Origin of the sequence: Burkholderia sp. AU44665 (assembly GCF_030504405.1) — a bacterium.
In the GTDB taxonomy this organism is placed as follows: domain Bacteria; phylum Pseudomonadota; class Gammaproteobacteria; order Burkholderiales; family Burkholderiaceae; genus Burkholderia; species Burkholderia semiarida.
This window is the reverse complement of sequence record NZ_JAUJRI010000001.1, coordinates 289,527-307,639: the sequence shown is the minus strand read 5'-3', so window position 1 is coordinate 307,639 and position 18,113 is coordinate 289,527. Positions and strand designations below refer to the sequence as shown.

Genomic DNA, 18,113 nt, shown 5'->3' with positions numbered 1-18,113 from the left:
ATCGACGTGATCGTTTCAAAGTGAGGAGACACCGTGGCCAACAATCGTCACCAACAATGCACCACCGTCGCTCCGCCGAACCGGCGGATCCTCCTGCATGCGCCGCTGCTGTGCCTGCTCGTCGCGTCCGGCCCGTGTCTTTCCGCCGAAGGCGACGCGGAACCGCGCGGCACGAGCGAAATCGCCGGATCCCGCGGTGCGCCGGGTGCGCTGCCACCCGACCTGCGGCCAACGGGCGCGTCGACGCAGGCCGCGCAGGGTTCGGGCACGCAGCCCCCGCTTGCGCCCACGCCGATCGCGCGGGCCTCGGACGCGTCGCTGCAGATCGCGCAGGCGCCGAACCCGGCGATGCCGACCACGGTCGTGGTGGACCCCGATGCTGCGCAGCCGAGCGCACCGGCGCCGGTCGCAGCATCGCCGAACGCATCGATGCTGCTTGCGCAGGCATTCGACACCCCGCCGCCGGATACGTCGGCGCCGCGCGCGCGAACGTCGGATGCACCGCCGCAGCCCGCCCACCCCCTGACCACCGCACCGCCGGTTGCGCCGACCATGCCGACGCTCACGGCGCAGGCATCCGGCACACCGATGCCGAACTCGCCCACGCCTGCGACCGAGACGCCCGGCGCGCAACTGCCGTCGTCCCAGCCGCCGAATTCACAGACGCCCGGCGCCCAGCTCCCCGGCGAGCCGACCCAGCGATCGCAGGGGCCCGACGTCGAAGCGCCGAATGCGCGGGCGCCGAATCTCCGCACCGCCGACGTCGAGACGGTACGCAACGACGTGTTCGGCCTCGCGGCGAGCGGCGGCGCGGTCAAGGCGCTCGACGAAGCGAAGGCCCGGCCCGATGCGTTCTCCGCCGTCGACATCGCGCAACTGGAAGAGCTGTCGATTCGCCAGCAGGTGCGCGGCGGACGCGACAAGTCGCGCTCGATGACGAGTTCGGACCGCTTCGACGGAATCGACGACGCGCTGCGCGCGGCGGACGACCTCGACAAGCGGATACCCGCGACACCCGAGTACACCCCGGTCCGCACCGCCCTCGCGGGCGACCGGGTCGTCGCCCTTGCCGCACGCGGCGAGATGAAAACGGCCGTCGCGACGTTCGAGACGATTCCGTCCAGCGCGGAAATCTCGATCGACGCGTTGGCGGCCGTCGGCGATGCATACCTGTACCTGAGCGAGCCGGCCAAGGCGAACGCCGTGTACGCGCGCGCGCTGAAACAGGCCACCGCCTCGCCGACCGATCGCGCGACCCGCGGCTTCCAGTACGGCTCGCGCACGCGCCCGATCGAGCTGCAGGAAGGGCTGTTCTGGTCGTACGTCGACCAGGCACGCGCGCCGGAAGCGAAGCAGGTGCTCGACGACATGGAGAAGTCGCTGCCGCCGGCCAGGCAGGTGACCAACGTTGGCCCGGGAGAAAGCGACTATCTGCGCTACTACCGGCTGCGCGCGCAATATCTGATCTTCACGGGTCACGTGAACGAAGGGATCGCCGCGCTCGAACAGCTCGAGAAAGAGGTGCCGTTCAACGCTGAGGTGCGCGCCGCGCATGCCGACGCCGTGTCGGGCCAATCGCATCCGCGCCAGGCGATCTCGATGTATCGCGCGTCGCTGACCGATCACCCGGACAGCGTCGAGATGCTCGCGGGCCTCGGCCGCGCATCGCTCACGGCGGACGATTACGCGACCGCGAAAACCGTCGACCAGACCCTCGGCAACACGTTCCCGGACAGCGGTGCGGTGCGCAGCTTCAAGCGCGACTACAACGCATACCGCAGCCCGGTGTTCACGACCGACCTGAGCTTCGAGCACGGCAACAGCGCGCTGGCCAACAACAGCTTCACGTCGGACAGCTATGTGTATTCGCAACCGTTCGGCGACAACTGGCGCGTGTTTTCGCACACGTTCTACGGTTTCGCGCAGACCGACGACGGCAACCTCAGCCGCACGCGCACCGGCATCGGCGGCGACTACCGGCACGGGCCGCTCACCGTGCTCGGCGAAGTCACGCGCTCGATGGGCGGGGACGGCCGAACCGGCGGCCGCGGGACGATCGCGTACGCGTTGAACGACTACTGGACGGTCAGCGCCGGGCTCGACACCAACGACAACTCGCTGCCGTGGAAAGCGTATGCCGCGCACATCTGGGGCCGCTCCGCGAATGTCGAGGTCGTGTATCGCCAGAACGACCGGCGCGAAGTCAAGCTCAGCTACGGCGTGAGCCGCTACAGCGATTCGAACCTGCACCAGGAGATCGCGGCGACCGCCACGCAGCGCGTGTACACGGCCGCGAACCAGCTCGTCAACGTCTCGCTGAACCTGGGCACGGACAGCAACACGCGCCGGGACGCGCCCTACTTCAGCCCCGGTCGCGATTACGCGGCCGCCGTGACGGTCATGCATCAACTGACACTGTGGAAGCGAGGCGACCTGGGGCTGCAACAGCGCGTGTCGGTGTCGGGCGGCGCGTACAACGAGCGCGGCTTCGGCACCAGCCCGTTGTGGAGCGCGCGCATCGAGCACGCGTGGACGTTCAAGCACGACATCACGCTGAGCTACGGCGTCGAGGTCAGCAGCCACGCGTACGACGGCCAGCGCGAGCGTTCCGAAACCGGCTTCCTGTCGCTCAACCTGCCGTTTTAGAAAGGAGCGCTGAATGCAATCCAGACGAACCTTCATGTGCGGATGCCTCGGCACGTTTGCCGCCTGTTCGCTGTTCCCGGGCGTGAGCGGCGCCAAGATGATCGACCTGCTGCCGCCGTCCGACCCGGCCGACGGCAAGACGTTTCGCGTGATCTGCATGCACGACGTGCGCGACAACCTGATGGCGTCGTTTTCGTCGCCGACCGCGATCATCGATCCGTTCGCGGTCGATACCGGTACGCTGACCGCGATCTTCTCGTGGCTGCAGACCAACAACTACCACACCATCACCGTCAAGCAGATCGAGGCATCGCGGCACGGCGGCAAGCCGCTGCCGCCGCGCTCGGTGCTGCTCACGTTCGACGACGGCTTTCGCAGCCACTACACGAAGGTGCTGCCGCTGCTGGAGCGCTTCAAGTATCCGGCCGTGATGGGCCTCGTCACCGCGTGGATCGACATGCCGCCGGATACGCCGATCCGCATCAGCGACAAGGTTCAGGTGCCGCGCGACTACTTCCTGTCGTGGGACGAGGTGAAGAAGCTCGGGCAGTCGGAATTCGTCGAGCTCGGCTGCCACACCCACAATCTGCATCATGGCGCGATCGCGAATCCGCAAGGCAACGAATTGCCGGCGACCACGTCGCACCTGTACCTGCAAGACCAGAAGCGCTATGAAACCGACGCCGAATTCCACGCCCGCGTGCACGACGACCTGCAGACTTGCGTGCGGCAGATCCGCGAGCGCACCGGCATCGTCGCGCGCTCGATGGTGTGGCCGTACGGCGCGGAAAACCAGCCCGTGCGCCAGATCTCGACATCGCTCGGCATGGACATCCAGTTCAGCCTCGATGCCGGCCCGAATACGCCGGACGTGCCGCTCGACCGGCTCAGACGAATCCTGATGATGTACGACGTCGATATCGGCGGGTTCGAGCGCTCGATGCGCGAGCCGGCGTCGAACCGCGGCGACGTCGACATGCCCGAGCGTACCGTGCAGGTCGATCTCGACCAGGTCTACGACCCCGATCCCGCGCGGCAGGAAGCGAATCTCGGCAAGCTGATCGAGCGCATCTACCGGATGCAGCCGAAATCGGTGTACCTGCAGGCGTATGCGGACCCGAAGGGCACGGGCGTGGCCGAAGCGGTGTATTTCCCGAACCGGCATTTGCCGATGCGTTCCGACCTGTTCTCGCGTGCCGCGTGGCAGCTCAACACGCGGTCCAACGTGCAGGTATACGCGTGGATGCCGGTGCTCGCGTTCCGGCCGCCGGCCGACAAGCTCCGCGCGCTCGAAGCCGTCAGCGCCTACGGCGGCGCGCCGGCCCGCGAGAACGGCGCGCGCGTGTTCCGGCTGAGCCCGTTCGATCCCGATGCGCGGCTGATGATCCAGCAGGTCTACGAGGATCTCAGCAAGCACGCGTCGTTCAGCGGCATCCTGTTCGGCGACGACGCCGTGCTCGACGACTACGAGGATGCGGGCCGGCATGCGCTGCGCACCTATTCGCAATGGGGGCTGCCGGCCGACGTCGGCAAGATCCGCGAGAACCCCGACCTGATGAAGCGCTGGACGCGCCAGAAGACGCGCTACCTGATCGACATGACCCGGCAGCTCGAACAGATCGTGCTGGCCCACCAGAACGCCGGCGACGTGCTGACCGCGCGCAACATCTTCGCGATGCCGGTGCTCAAGCCCGAATCGGAAGCGTGGTATGCGCAGAACTACGACGATTTCCTCGCCGCCTACGACTACGTCGCGCTGATGGCGATGCCGTACATGGAACAGGCGAAGGACCCGGAAGGCTGGCTCGACCAGCTCGTGAAGGCGGTGCGCGCGAAGCAGCGCGGGCTGCCGCGCACCGTGTTCGAACTGCAGTCGTACGACTGGCACGGGCAGAAGGCGGTGCCGGCCAGCACGCTGCTCGCGCAGATGCGGCGGCTGCGCAGCGAGGGCGCCGTGAATTTCGGCTACTACCCCGACAACTTCCTGACCGGCCAGCCGGAGCTCGACGCGATGCGCGACGTGATGTCGCTGAAGTCGCGCCTCGACCCAACCTCCATCAACGCGCTGATGCAGATGCAGCAATCGCGGGGAACCAAGACGCCATGACCTCCCATAGCCTGATCCAGCGCCTGCAGGATTTCGTCTTCTACTATCCGTTCTTCATGTCGTATCTGTGGATGATCGGCGGCGTCGTGCACTACTTCCTGCTCGAGGAAGGCCGCGAGCTGTCGACACGCACGATCGCGTCGAGCGGCATCCCGAAGGTGTCGATCGTCGTGCCCTGCTTCAACGAAGCCGCGAACGCGCGCAGCGTGATCGCCCATCTGAACGGGATGCAGTATCCGAACTACGACATCATCGCGGTCAACGACGGCAGCAAGGATCGCACGGGCGAGATCCTCAACGAGCTGGCCGTCGAGATCCCGCGGCTGCTCGTGATCCATCACGCGCGCAACGAAGGCAAGGCGGTCGGGCTCACGACCGCGGCCGCGGTATCCAACGCGGAATACCTGCTCTGTATCGACGGCGACGCGCTGCTCGCGCACGACGCGATCGGCTGGATGCTCGAACATTTCCTGACCGACCCGGGCGTGGGCGCGGTGACCGGCAACCCGCGCATCCGCACGCGCACGTCGCTGCTCGGCCGCATGCAGGTCGGCGAATTCTCGTCGATCGTCGGGCTCATCAAGCGCACGCAGCAGGTGTACGGCCGCATCTTCACGGTATCGGGCGTGATCACGATGTTCCGCAAGACCGCGCTCGCCGACGTCGGCTACTGGAGCTCGGACATGCTCACCGAGGACATCGACATCAGCTGGAAGCTGCAGTGCCGCGACTGGCGCGTCGTGTACGAGCCGCACGCGCTCAGCTGGATCCTGATGCCCGAGACGCTCAAGGGGCTCTACCGGCAGCGGCTGCGCTGGTCCAAGGGCGGCATCCAGGTGCTGCTCAAGTACGCGGGTACGCTGATGCGGCCCACGCAGATGATGATGTGGCCGCTGTTCGTCGAGTACCTGATCGGCATCGCGTGGGCGTACTCGATGTCGTTCATCCTGCTGCTCGCGCTGATCGACGTGGTCTACCCGCTTCCGGCGAACTGGCATGTGTCCGTGGTGCCGCACTGGCACGGGATGCTGCTGGTCGCGACCTGCATCCTGCAGCTGATCATCGGCAGCATGATCGATCGTCGTTACGACGAAAAACTCCTGATGTACTTCCTTGACACCATCTGGTACCCCGTCGCGTTCTGGCTGATCAGCATGATCACCACCGTCGTCGCCCTGCCCGCCGTCGTACTGCGGGGCCGCGGCAAGCGCGCCGTCTGGATCAGTCCCGACCGAGGCATTCAACATGAAGAACGCGCCGATTATTGACCTTTCCCTGCGCGCCCCGCGCGACATGATCGCCGAACGCGGCGGCATCGTCGGGCCCGTGCTCGTCGCATGGTTCCGCCTCGTGCGGCCCGCGCTGGTCGGCGGTGTATGGGCATCGATCTGCATCTACACGTACCGTTACCTGCTGCCGTTCAACGAGGCCGAGATGCCGATCGAGCAGATCGTGTTCTACGTGACCAGCATCGCGCTGATCGCCGGCACGATCGTCATGTGGCTGATCGCGGGACGCGTCGTGCATCCGTTCGCCTATCGCCTGCGCGTGTCGAAGATGGTGCGGCGCTCGGCCAGCGTGAAGGTGCGCTCGGTGCCGCCGACCGCGTTCGCGAGCGAGCGCCGGCGCGGCGCGCGCCGCACGACGCGCATTCTCGTCGCGTCGCACGATGCGAACGGGTCGATTTCGGGCATCGAATGGATCGCCCATGCCGGGCCGCAGCCCCGCGAATAGATCGCCGGAGACGTGCCGCGCCGCGCGCGACGCCTGCCGTGCGACGCGGCACCACTCCTGACATCGTGCTGCCGCGCGTCGCGCGCCAGCCAGAAAACTTCCTGGAGACGAGGTGAATCATGTGCGGAATCGTCGGAGCAAGCGGCCTGAACAATCAGGTGCCGCAACTGGTCAATGCGCTGAGCCGGCTCGAATATCGCGGCTACGATTCGTGCGGCATCGCCGTTCAGGGCGACGGCCGCCTGCGCAGCGAACGCACGCTGCGACGCGTAACGGACCTGCAGGACCGCGTGCTGACGCTCGGCCTCGAAGCGCAGACCTGCATCGCGCATACGCGCTGGGCCACACATGGCGCGCCGTCTGAAATGAACGCGCATCCGATCATGTCGGGCGACACGATCGCCGTCGTGCACAACGGGATCATCGAGAACCACGACACGCTGCGCGCCGAACTGAAGCAACGCGGCTATACGTTTCGCGGACAGACCGACACCGAGGTCATCGCGCACCTGATCCACAGCCTCTATCGCGACGACCTGTTCGACGCGGTGGTGCGCGCGGTCAAACGGCTGCACGGCGCGTACGCGATCGCGGTGCTCGGCGCGCGCGAGCCGCAGCGCCTCGTCGCCGCGCGCGCCGGCTCGCCGCTCGTGATCGGCATCGGCGCCGAGCAGAACTACCTCGCGTCCGACTGCGCGGCGCTCGGCGACCTGACCGACCGCTTCGTGTACCTGGAGGACGGCGACGTCGCGCTGATCACGCCGGATCGCATCGCCGTGGTCGATGCGGGCGGGCAGGAAGCACGGCGCCCGTTGTGCGAAGTGAAGGCGCGCGCGGACGATGCCGCGCTCGGCCCGTACCAGCACTTCATGCAGAAGGAAATCTTCGAGCAACCGAAGGCGATCGACAGCACGCTCGACGGCATCGACACGATCTCGCCGGCGCTGTTCGACGCGACGGAAGGCACGCGCGGGCTGCTGTCGCGAGTCAGAAGCGTGCTGCTGCTCGGCTGCGGCACCAGCTACTACGCGGGCCTCACGGCGAAGTACTGGCTCGAAAGCATCGCGGGCGTGCCGGCCCAGGTCGAGATCGCCAGCGAATACCGCTACCGCGACACGGTGGCCGATCCGCGCACGCTCGTCGTCGGCATCTCGCAGTCGGGCGAAACGGCCGACACCATCGGCGCGATCGAGCAGGCGCGCACGATGGGCCAGGATTTGTCGATGGCGATCTGCAACGTCGCGACCAGCACGATCGCGCGCAACGCGCCACTGCGGTTCCTGACGCGGGCCGGCGCCGAACTCGGCGTCGCGTCGACCAAGGCGTTCACCACGCAGCTCGTCGCGCTGTTCTTGCTGACGCTGACGCTCGCGCAACTACGCGGCCGGCTCGATGCCGCGCAAGTCGCGACGCACCTGAAGCAGTTGCGCGCGCTGCCCGAGCGCATCGGCCACGCGCTCGCGCTGGAAACGCAGATCATGGGCTGGGCCACGAAATTCGCGCGCACCGAGAACGCGCTGTTCCTCGGCCGCGGCATCCATTTCCCGATCGCACTGGAAGGCGCCCTGAAGCTGAAGGAAGTGTCGTACATCCACGCGGAAGGCTATGCGGCCGGCGAGCTGAAGCACGGGCCGCTCGCGCTCGTCACGAGCGCGATGCCGGTCGTCACGATCGCGCCGGACGACCGCCTGTTCCAGAAGCTGAAGTCCAACATGGCCGAGGTGCGTGCACGCGGCGGCCGGCTTTACGTGCTGGCCGGCAGTCAGCTCGAGATCGACGCCGACCGCGACACGCACCTGATCCGCGTGCGCGAATCGGGCGACCTGCTGTCGCCGATCGTCAACGTGATCCCGTTGCAACTGCTCGCGTATCACGTCGGCTGCGCGCGCGGCGCCGACGTCGACAAGCCGCGCAACCTCGCGAAATCGGTAACCGTCGAATGATGCGGCGAACGCGCCCGGTACAGGCCGTCGTGCGGCTGGCCGCGGCTGCCCTTTGCGGCGCGGGCGGCATCGGCACGGCGTCGCCGCCGGCCTTCGCCGGCGCGCCGGTCGTGCATACGGTCACGGTGTCGACCGCCCCGTCGCCGCAGGACAGCGGCGACCCGCGGCGCTTCATGCACGGAATCGGCGTGGCCGACGCCGGCGACGGCAAACGCTGGGTGTTCTTCAGCAGCTCGGGCATCGTGCCGCGCGGCGCGCTGCGCGGCGGCAACTGGCCGCATGACGTGTACGTCGGCGAATGGCTGCCCGGCGGGACGCGCGTGCTGCACGTGCGCACGTTCATCAGCCGCCCCGAGGCGCAGGAACCCGTGTCGATCGCGCAGAACGCGCGCGGCGACATCTTCGTCACGTTCGAGGACGGCTGGAACTCGCCGCAGGAAGTCAGCCAGCGCTACGGCGTCTACCGCCGCGACCTGAAACCGGTCAAGCCCTACCCGAACGACGTCGAATCGGGCGGCCATTCGGGGCATGTCGCGACGGCCGGCGACCGCTTCGTCGTGTTCTATTCGGCCGACTGGGTCAACGGCGGCGGTGTCGACAACCTCGGCAGCGGCAACGGTGTCTACCTGAAAACCTACGATGCGGCCGGGCGCGTACTGAACCATGTCGCGGTCGCGCCGCGCCGCCGCGAGTGGTGGCCCGTGATCGCGGGCTCGCCGCGCAACGCGCTGCTCGTGTGGCAGAAATTCATCGAAGGCAGCACGGACGCGACGCTCGAATACGCGATGTTCGACCCCGTCACCGCGAAGCTGGAAAAACTCGGATCGCTGAACGACGCGATCCAGTACTACGTGTATTCAGCCGCCTATGTGCCGGAGATCGACCGTTTCATCGTCGTCACGACGACGGCGGACGATCGCGGCGTCGCGATGCTGATCGCGCCGGACGGCCGCCGCACGGCGACGCTCGATTGCCTGCCCGCATCGGTGCGCGAATCGGACCTCGGTGTCGCCGGCACGCACGCGTATGTGCCGACCCGCGACGGGCGGCTACTGACGCTCGCGCTTGGGCCGGCGAACATTGCAGTGAGCGGCGTGCAACGCTCGCCGATTCCTTGGGGTTCGACCGGCATCGCCGGTTTCCCGGCGCGCGGCACGGCGATGCATTTCGTGTCGCTGACGCCGTCGGGGATGCGTGAAGCCGATTTCGAACCAGCGCAACGCACACCCATGCCGAAGAGCGAAGCGGCTTGTTCGAGTCATTGACGACGATGGCCGGTAACGCAATGTCGTGAACGCGGGCAGACCGCGTGTCGCCACCGTGAGCGTTCTCCCTCCGTGGTCCGAACCGCGATGACGACACCTCGCCCACGCGGCGCCCCGTTGGTCGGACCCACTGTCACGGGCCGGTCCGGTCATGACCGCCGCGCCCTTGCGCGCCGAATTCGCCAGCGCCGCCCGTACCGGATAGACTGTCGCCCGATTCCTTCCATCGGCCGCGGCGGCCCGCCTGCCGCCGCCGGAACGCCCCTTCCCGGAGAACGAATGCTGAAGCGCCAGTGGTTTTCGCTTGTGCTGCTGACGGTCTGCCTGCTCGGGCAACGCGCGTCGGCCCAGTCCACGCTCGAACTCGACACCGACGGCACGGCCCGCGCCGTCACCCGCCAGACGCTGCTCGCGCGTCCGGACGCGACCGACATCCACGTGCCGCGCGACATCGCATACGGCCGGCCGATGACGTTCCGCGCGGTGCCGTTCGCCGCGCTGCTCGGCGACACGCCGCTGCCGGCCGACGGCGTGCTCGAAACGCGCGCGGCCGACGGTTTCGCCGCGCAATTGCCGCTCGATCTCGTGCGCCGCCGCGCGCCGGCCGGCGCGGTCCCGTGGCTCGCGATCGAGGATCCGGCCCATCCGTGGCCGAAGCTGCCCGGCAAGCAGGTCGGCGCGGGGCCGTTCTATCTCGTGTGGCTCGGGCCGGACGCGTCGTCGGTGCGCGGCGAACAGTGGCCGTACCAGATCGTGCGCATCACGATCGAATCGTCGCCGCTCGCGCGCTGGCCGTCGCTCGCGGTCGATGCCGCGTTGCCCGCGAACGATCCGGCCCGCGCGGGCCAGCGGCTGTTCGTCACGCAATGTCTCGCGTGTCATCGCATCGACGGCGCGGGCAGCAGCCACGCCGGCCCCGACCTGAACTCGCCGATGAACCCGGTCGACTATTTCCAGCCCGCCGCGCTGCGCCGCTACATCCGCAACCCGGCGTCGGTACGCGACTGGCCGGGCCGCAGCATGCCGGCGTTTCCGCCCGAACAGTTGAGCGACCGCGAACTCGACCAGATCGTCGCGTATCTCGCGTATATGGCGCGGCGCAAGGCGGGGAAGTAACGCGAGCGCTCCGCCGCCCGGCCGCACGCGTCGCGCTCAGGCTTCCTGCGCGCTCTGCAACACCGCGCGCAACAACACGTCGGCGCCCGCCGTCGCCCATTCCGGCGTAATCGCTTCCGCCTCGTTGTGGCTCAGCCCGTCCACACACGGGACGAAGATCATCCCGGTCGGCGCGACACGCGCGACATAGCACGCGTCGTGTCCCGCACCGGACACGATGTCCATGTGCGACAACCCGAGCGCGCGGGCCGCGTCGCGCACCGTGTCGATACAGCGTGGCGCGAACGGCACCGGCGCATACGTGAAAATCTGCTCGATCCGCGCGCCGAGGCCGGTTTCGTCGGCCACGCGCGCGAGCTCCGCGCGCAGCGCCGCGTCCAGTTCGTCGAGGACCGCATCGTCGGGATGCCGGAATTCGACCGTGAAAAAACAGCCGCCCGGCACCGTATTGCGCGAATTCGGCCGCGCCTCGATCATCCCGACCGTTGCGCGCGCATCCGGTGCGTAACGGCGGCCGAGCTCGTCGACGAACGAGATCATCCGCGCGGCGCCCACCAGCGCGTCGCGACGAAACTCCATTGGCGTCGTACCGGCGTGCGCATCGACCCCGGTCAGCGTCACCTCGTACCAGCGCTGCCCCTGCCCGGCCGTCACGACGCCGATCGTCTTGCCGGCCCGTTCGAGAATCGCGCCCTGCTCGATATGCAGTTCGTACGCGGCGTGCACCGGATAGCCGCCGACCGGCTCCGCACCCGCGTAGCCGATCCGTTCGAGCTCCTCGCCGATCGTCCGGCCCGCGCCGTCGGTGCGCGACAGCCCGTATTCGAGCGTATAGACGCCCGAGAACACGCCGGCCGATACCATCGCCGGCGCGAAGCGAGAGCCTTCCTCGTTGGTCCAGATCACGACGTCGATCGGGCGCTCGGTTTCGATGCCCGCATCGTTCAGCGCGCGCACGACTTCGAGCCCGCCGAGCACGCCGTAGATACCGTCGTAGCGGCCGCCGGTCGGCTGCGAATCGGCGTGCGAGCCCGTCATCACCGGTGCGGCGTCGGCGTGGCGGCCCGCGCGGCGCGCGAACACGTTGCCCATTTGATCGACGCGTACCGTGCAGCCGGCGTCGCGCGCCCACTGCACGAACAGGTCGCGCGACTCGCGGTCGAGATCGGTCAGCGCGAGACGGCAGACGCCGCCCTTCGGCGTCGCGCCGATCTGCGCCATCCGTTCGAGCGACGCCCACAGACGGTCGCCGTCGACGCGCGGCATGGTCACGGTAGCGTCATGCATCGCCGTGCTCCGGCGCGCGTTGCAGCGCATAGCGGAAATCGCAGCGCTTGCCGCCCTGCATGATCGTGCTCGTGCGCGTGAGCGCGATGTCCGGCGCGTAACCCTGGATGAAATAACTGTCGCGCGCGCAGCTCAGCAGGTGCCCGATCTCGCCGAGCCCCATCGCGTGATACATCTCGGCGTAGCTGCAGCGATGCACGTCGTAGTCGTAGTGCGCGTCGTCCGCGCGCCGCACCTCGACGTCGAGCGCATCGTCCTTCTCCCACAGCACCTGCAGCGCGATGAACGACTTCACGCTCGGGCCGTCCGGCTCCTGCGCGGCGAACGTACGGCCCGCATCGACGGCCGCGCCGCGCACGGCTTCGGCGATCACGGCCTGCGCGCGCTCGGCGCCGAACTCGCGCTTCATGATCTCGTAGATCGGCTTGATGATTTCCGCTTCGATACGGCGCCGCGCGAGAATCCCGAGGCGTGTGTCCTCGGGTGCGGCGGCGGATGTCGGGTTCGCTTCGGTCATGGGGATCGTCCTGGTCGTTTTATCGTTACTTGACGGCGGTACGCGAGCCGCCGAGCACGTCGACGACGGCCCACTTGCCGCCGCGCACCTGGTAGATCGTGAAGGCCGGGTCCTTCAGGTTGCCTTCGGCGTCGAATGCGATGCGCCCCGTCACGCCGGGCCGGTCGATCGCGCGAACGGCTGCGACGAGCTTCGCCGGCTGGGTCGTGCCGGCCTTCTGCGCGGCCGCGATCAGCGTGGCGGCCGCGTCGTACGCGAACGGCGCATGCAGTTCGATCGGCGCGTGATAGCGCGCCTGGTATTGCGCATCGAACGTCTTGCCGCCCGGCATCCGGTCGAGCGGCAGGCCCGGCTCGAGCGCCGTCACGCCGTCGCCGTCCTTGCCGGCGAGCGACAGGAAGGTCTGGCTCACGAAGCCGCCCGCGCCGAGCAGCGGCGCGTTCACGCCGAGCTGGCGCATCCGGCGCGCGATCGGCGCGGCCTGCGCGTCGAGGCCGCCGAAGAACACGAGATCCGCGCGCTTGCCCTTGATCGCGGTCAGCACGCCGCTGAAATCGGTGGTCTTGTCGTTCACGTACTGGCGATCGACGATCGTGCCGCCGTTCGCCTGCACGCCCTGGATGAACTGGTCGGCCAGCCCCGCGCCGAATGACGTGCGATCGTCGATCACCGCGATGCGCGTGGCCTTCAGCGTCTTCACCGCGTACGCACCGGTGAAGCGGCCGCCCGCATCGTCGTGACCCATGATGCGCAACGCCGTCGCGTAGCCCTGCTGCGTGTATTGATGGCCGGTGGAGGCCGGCGCGATCTGCGGAATGCCCGCATCGCGGTACACGCGCGACGCCGGCACGCTGCAGCCCGTGTTCCAGTGACCGACGACGCCGATCACGTGCTGGTCGACGAGTTGCTGCGCGACCGCGACGGCCGTGCGCGGATCGGACTGGTCGTCGGCCGCGACGAGCTTGTAGACGACCGGCTTGCCGCCGATGGTTGGATGCTTGGCGTTCGCATCGTCGATCGCGAGTTGCGCGCCGTTCTGCAGATCCTTGCCGATTCGCGCGGACGGGCCGGTGAGCGGCGCGGCGAGGCCGATCAGGACCGTCTGCGGAGCGGACTGCGCGAACGCGGGAACGGCGGCGACGAGGGCGGCCGCGGAGAAGGCGAGACTGGCGGAGAGGAAAGCGATTTTCATGTGCGAGGGATCGGTGAATCGAATCATAAACATGAAAAATATTAAATATTCAACCACCAAACCCCAAATACCCAATTGTTGGATGCTTATACCGTTCTCGACACATTACCGTATACCACTGTAAATACAGGATATTTTTGTGTTGTCGCTTACCCTGATTTTTCGATAAAATTCGATACATGAAAAATATCGAACAATTGCCGCACGATCCGCCGCTGCGCGCGGTGCGTGCGTTCGAAGCGTTCGCGCGTCTGGGCTCCGTCACCGCGGCGGCGGGCGAACTCGACATCACGCCGTCGGCGGTCAGCCATCAGCTGCAACTGCTCGAAGCGTTCATCCAGACGCCGCTGACGGTGCGCGAAGGCCGGCTGCTCGCGCTCACCGACGAGGGGCGCGACTACTACCGGTCCATCAGCGCGGCGTTCTCGGTGCTGCGCAGCGCGACGCGCTTCGTGCGCGACCGTTCGTCGCTGCGCCAGATCACCGTCAGCCTGATTCCGCTGCTCGGCATCGGCTGGTTCATTCCCCGGCTGCATGCGTTCCTGGCCGACAACACCGATGTCGACGTCACGGTGCTGTACGCGCATCACCGCAACTACCGAAGCGATGCATCGGACCTGTCGATCCGCTTCGGCACCGGCGACTGGCCCGGCTACCGCTGCGAGCGGCTGCTGCCGGGCGCGATGGTGCCGATGTGCAGCCCGTCGTTCCTGAAGCGTCACGGGCCGTTCCGCACGCCGGCCGATCTCGCGCGTGCGCCGCTCGTGCACGACGAGGATCGCAGCACGTGGGTCAACTGGCTGCAGGGCGCCGGCGTGCGGCACGTGTCGCACGCGGTGGGGCCGATGTTCGAGGACGGCCAGCTCACGCTGAGCGCGGCCCGCGCCGACCTCGGCGCCGCGCTGCTGCGCGCGCCGCTGGTCCAGCGCGAACTGGCGAACGGCGAACTCGTGCAACTGTTCGATCACGCGCTCGACGACGGGCGCGACTACTACCTGTGCACGCGCGAGGACGCGGACATGCCGGACGGGGCGCGGCGGCTGGCCGAGTGGCTGCGGAAGATGGCGGGGATTTGAGCGGGGGCTCCTTGCAGCGTCGTCCTGCCGGGGCCTTGCATACTTTTAAGGCTGCATATATGATATGCATATCATATATCGGAGGTTACCATGGGTCGGATTCTGGTCGATCTGTCGGATGGCCAACTAGACGCATTGGCCGCCATTGTCGAGACTCAACACCGTCCCCGCGCCGCCATCATTCGGGACGCGATCGACGCCTACATTGCCCTGCACAAGCACCGGCTTGCCGACGACGTCTTCGGTCTCTGGAAAAATCGCACGATCGATGGGCTCGCCTATCAAGAGGAATTGCGCTCGGAATGGTAAAAGCCCTTTTCGACACCAACATCCTGATCGATTATCTGGGCGGCGTGGAATCCGCCCGTGCGGAGTTAGGCCGCTACGACTATCGCGCAATCAGCATGATCACGTGGATGGAAGTCCTCGTCGGGGCGTCCGCAAGGGACGAGGCACCCATCCGTGCATGGCTCTCGTCGTTCGACGTCGTCGCACTCGACAGCACGGTTGCAAATCGCGCGGTGACGATTCGCAAGGACCGCCGGATACGCCTGCCCGACGCGATCGTATGGGCATCGGCGCAAGTGAACGGTCTGCTGCTCGTATCGCGCAACACGAAGGACTTTCCCGCCTCCGAACCCGGCGTTCGCGTGCCGTATCAGATCTAAGCCGGCGTACGCCCAGCGCATACGCCTTCGCAGCACGTCCCCCGACCCCGCCTCATGCCGAGCGGGCGCCCGCATCAACACCCTCCGCTCCCCCACCCAATCAAGGGCCGGAAGCAGATAGAAAATCCCGATGCCCCGGATTGAAACAAGCAATTTCACAAACACAGGGTGAACCCGGATACTGGCAACACTCCACTCACCACTGACGAAAAGGAATTACCCAGATGCCGATCATCAACACCCAAATCAAGCCGTTCAAGGCAACCGCTTACCACAACGGCGAATTCGTGCCCGTCTCGGAAGAGAACTTCAAGGGCAAGTGGTCCGTCGTCGTGTTCTACCCGGCCGACTTCACGTTCGTCTGCCCGACCGAGCTGGGCGACCTCGCCGACCGTTACGCGGAATTCCAGAAGCTGGGTGTCGAAATCTACGGCGTGTCGACCGACACGCACTTCACGCACAAGGCATGGCACGACACGTCGGACACGATCGCCAAGATCAAGTACCCGCTGGTCGGCGACCCGACGCTCACGCTGTCGCGCAACTTCGACGTGCTGATCGAGGAAGAAGGGATGGCGCTGCGCGGCACGTTCGTGATCAACCCGGAAGGCGAGATCAAGCTGTGCGAAATCCACGACAACGGCATCGGCCGCGACGCAGGCGAACTGCTGCGCAAGGTGCAAGCCGCGCAATACATCGCGGCGCACCCGGGTGAAGTGTGTCCGGCCAAGTGGACGCCGGGTGCGGAAACGCTGACCCCGTCGCTCGACCTGATCGGCAAGATCTGACGATCGCTCCGCGCGCCTCGCCCGAGGCGCGCGACGGCGGGCATTGCATCGCGCGGCCCGCCCTCTCCTCTGGCACGACGTGCCCGACCAGCATAATCAATACGGAATCCGAAACGCCATGCTCGACGCCAATCTCAAGAATCAACTGAAAGCGTACCTCGAAAAGATCACGCGCCCGATCGAACTCGTCGCTTCGCTCGACGACAGCGCGAAATCGCAGGAACTGCTGGCGCTGCTGAACGAGATTGCGTCGCTGACGGATCGCGTGACCGTGACCGAACGCCGCGACGACGCCGAGCGCAAGCCGTCGTTCTCGATCGGCGAACCCGGCAAGCCGGCCGGCATCCGCTTCGCCGGCATCCCGATGGGCCATGAATTCACGTCGCTCGTGCTCGCCTTGCTGCAAACGGGCGGCCATCCGATCAAGCTCGACGACGACGTGATCGAACAGATTCGCGCGCTCGACGGCGACTACGCATTCGAAACGTATTTCTCGCTGTCGTGCCAGAACTGCCCGGAAGTCGTGCAGGCGCTGAACGTGATGTCGCTGATCAACCCGCGCATCCGCCACGTCGCGATCGACGGCGCGCTGTTCCAGGATGAAGTCGAGTCGCGCCAGATCATGGCCGTGCCGACGATGTTCCTGAACGGTGCGTCGTTCGGCCAGGGCCGCAGCAGCGTGAAGGAAATCCTCGCGAAGCTCGATACGGGCGCCGGCGAACGCGCGGCGAAGTCGCTCGAGAACAAGCCGGTGTTCGACACGCTGATCGTCGGCGGCGGCCCCGCGGGCGCCGCCGCGGCGATCTACTCGGCACGCAAGGGCATCGCGACGGGTGTGGTCGCCGAGCGTTTCGGCGGCCAGGTGCTCGACACGATGGCGATCGAGAACTTCGTGTCGGTGCAGGAAACCGAAGGGCCGAAGTTTGCGACCGCGCTCGAACAGCACGTGAAGCAGTACGACGTCGACATCATGGACGTGCAGCGCGCCGACGCGCTGATTCCGGGCGACGTGCATCAGATCCGTCTCGCGAACGGCGCGGTGCTGAAGGCGAAGACGATCATCCTCGCGACCGGCGCACGCTGGCGCGAAATCAACGTGCCGGGCGAGCGCGAATACCGCAACCGCGGGGTCGCGTACTGCCCGCACTGCGACGGCCCGCTGTTCAAGGGCAAGCGTGTCGCGGTGGTTGGCGGCGGCAACTCGGGCGTCGAGGCGGCGATCGACCTCGCCGGCATCGTGAAGGAAGTCACGCTGATCGAATTCGGCGCGCAACTGCGCGCGGACGAAGTGCTGCAGCGCAAGCTGCGCAGCCTGCCGAACGTGACGATCGTCACGCAGGCGCAGACGACCGAGCTGACCGGCGACGGCAGCAAGCTGAACGGCCTCGTCTACAAAGATCTGCGCTCGGGCGACACGCAGCGCATCGATCTCGAAGGCGTGTTCGTGCAGATCGGCCTCGTGCCGAACACCGAATGGCTGAAAGGCACGGTCGAGCTGTCGAAACACGGCGAGATCGTCGTCGATGCGCGCGGCGCGACGTCGGTGCCGGGCGTGTTCGCGGCCGGCGACGTGACGACGGTACCGTTCAAGCAGATCGTGATCGCGGTCGGCGAAGGCGCGAAGGCGTCGCTCGGCGCGTTCGACCACCTGATCCGGCAGGACGTGGCGGCGCCGGTCGCAACCGCGCAGCCGAAGGCCGAAGAAGCGGTCGCCGCCTGACGCACGTCAGCCCGACGACATCAAGGTTTGTCTCTCTTGGCCCCGCATGCCTTG

The 18,113-nt window shown here is 67.1% G+C and carries 15 protein-coding genes; 12 read left to right on the top strand and 3 right to left on the bottom strand.

The genetic code is table 11. The annotated features are described in order from the left end of the window. Positions 1–33: 33 nt before the first annotated feature. The 7 genes from pgaA to QZM15_RS01365 all read left to right on the top strand — a co-directional run bounded on the left by pgaA (position 34) and on the right by QZM15_RS01365 (position 10,811). Complete coding sequence (gene pgaA / locus QZM15_RS01395) at positions 34–2,646, top strand: poly-beta-1,6 N-acetyl-D-glucosamine export porin PgaA (RefSeq protein ID WP_302105632.1); 2,613 nt, start codon at positions 34–36, stop codon at positions 2,644–2,646. 13 nt (positions 2,647–2,659) lie between these two features. Continuing rightward, the gene (gene pgaB, locus QZM15_RS01390) at positions 2,660–4,753 is read left to right on the top strand and encodes a poly-beta-1,6-N-acetyl-D-glucosamine N-deacetylase PgaB (RefSeq protein WP_302105631.1); all 2,094 of its coding nucleotides are present in this window, start codon (positions 2,660–2,662) and stop codon (positions 4,751–4,753) included. After that, positions 4,750–6,021: a poly-beta-1,6-N-acetyl-D-glucosamine synthase gene (pgaC, locus tag QZM15_RS01385; protein ID WP_302105630.1), complete on the top strand. Its 1,272-nt coding sequence runs from the start codon at positions 4,750–4,752 to the stop codon at positions 6,019–6,021. The genes pgaB and pgaC overlap by 4 nt, the downstream gene beginning before the upstream one ends. Then, entirely contained in the window at positions 5,999–6,487 is a 489-nt protein-coding gene (locus QZM15_RS01380; RefSeq protein ID WP_060311122.1) for a hypothetical protein, read from the top strand. Before pgaC ends, QZM15_RS01380 begins: the two co-directional genes overlap by 23 nt. A 119-nt stretch (positions 6,488–6,606) precedes the next feature. Beyond that, positions 6,607–8,430 (top strand): glutamine--fructose-6-phosphate transaminase (isomerizing), encoded by a 1,824-nt coding sequence (gene glmS / locus QZM15_RS01375; RefSeq protein ID WP_124859239.1) that lies wholly within the window; start codon positions 6,607–6,609, stop codon positions 8,428–8,430. Continuing rightward, entirely contained in the window at positions 8,427–9,695 is a 1,269-nt protein-coding gene (locus tag QZM15_RS01370; protein ID WP_302105629.1) for a hypothetical protein, read from the top strand. The genes glmS and QZM15_RS01370 overlap by 4 nt, the downstream gene beginning before the upstream one ends. 279 nt (positions 9,696–9,974) lie before the next feature. Then, positions 9,975–10,811 carry a cytochrome c gene (locus tag QZM15_RS01365; RefSeq protein ID WP_302105628.1) on the top strand — a complete coding sequence of 279 codons (837 nt, stop codon included), beginning with the start codon at positions 9,975–9,977 and terminating at the stop codon, positions 10,809–10,811. A 36-nt stretch (positions 10,812–10,847) separates the two neighbouring features. Here the strand turns inward: QZM15_RS01365 and QZM15_RS01360 are convergent, their stop codons facing one another. Genes QZM15_RS01360 through QZM15_RS01350 form a run of 3 tightly spaced genes read right to left on the bottom strand, consistent with a single transcriptional unit; the run spans position 10,848 to position 13,807 of the window. After that, positions 10,848–12,098: a Zn-dependent hydrolase gene (locus QZM15_RS01360; RefSeq protein WP_302105627.1), complete on the bottom strand. Its 1,251-nt coding sequence runs from the start codon at positions 12,096–12,098 to the stop codon at positions 10,848–10,850. Next, positions 12,091–12,615, bottom strand: coding sequence for an L-2-amino-thiazoline-4-carboxylic acid hydrolase (locus QZM15_RS01355; protein WP_059582415.1), 525 nt, complete (start codon positions 12,613–12,615; stop codon positions 12,091–12,093). The genes QZM15_RS01360 and QZM15_RS01355 overlap by 8 nt, the downstream gene beginning before the upstream one ends. A 25-nt stretch (positions 12,616–12,640) precedes the next feature. Further along, the gene (locus QZM15_RS01350; RefSeq protein ID WP_059582418.1) at positions 12,641–13,807 is read right to left on the bottom strand and encodes a branched-chain amino acid ABC transporter substrate-binding protein; all 1,167 of its coding nucleotides are present in this window, start codon (positions 13,805–13,807) and stop codon (positions 12,641–12,643) included. Positions 13,808–13,986: 179 nt separating this feature from the next. Here QZM15_RS01350 and QZM15_RS01345 point away from each other — a divergent pair, with 179 nt between their 5' ends. The 5 genes from QZM15_RS01345 to ahpF all read left to right on the top strand — a co-directional run bounded on the left by QZM15_RS01345 (position 13,987) and on the right by ahpF (position 18,059). Then, a complete protein-coding gene (locus tag QZM15_RS01345) occupies positions 13,987–14,883 on the top strand; it encodes a LysR substrate-binding domain-containing protein (protein ID WP_059582420.1) in 897 nt (298 codons plus the stop codon). Positions 14,884–14,973: 90 nt separating this feature from the next. Beyond that, a complete protein-coding gene (locus QZM15_RS01340; RefSeq protein WP_302105626.1) occupies positions 14,974–15,192 on the top strand; it encodes a ribbon-helix-helix protein, CopG family in 219 nt (72 codons plus the stop codon). Beyond that, on the top strand, positions 15,186–15,551 hold the full coding sequence (locus QZM15_RS01335; RefSeq protein ID WP_302105625.1) for a type II toxin-antitoxin system VapC family toxin: 366 nt from the start codon (positions 15,186–15,188) through the stop codon (positions 15,549–15,551). The genes QZM15_RS01340 and QZM15_RS01335 overlap by 7 nt, the downstream gene beginning before the upstream one ends. A gap of 224 nt (positions 15,552–15,775) precedes the next feature. Continuing rightward, the gene (ahpC, locus tag QZM15_RS01330; protein WP_011547973.1) at positions 15,776–16,339 is read left to right on the top strand and encodes an alkyl hydroperoxide reductase subunit C; all 564 of its coding nucleotides are present in this window, start codon (positions 15,776–15,778) and stop codon (positions 16,337–16,339) included. Positions 16,340–16,457: 118 nt separating this feature from the next. Beyond that, complete coding sequence (gene ahpF, locus QZM15_RS01325; protein ID WP_060311130.1) at positions 16,458–18,059, top strand: alkyl hydroperoxide reductase subunit F; 1,602 nt, start codon at positions 16,458–16,460, stop codon at positions 18,057–18,059. Positions 18,060–18,113: the final 54 nt, after the last annotated feature.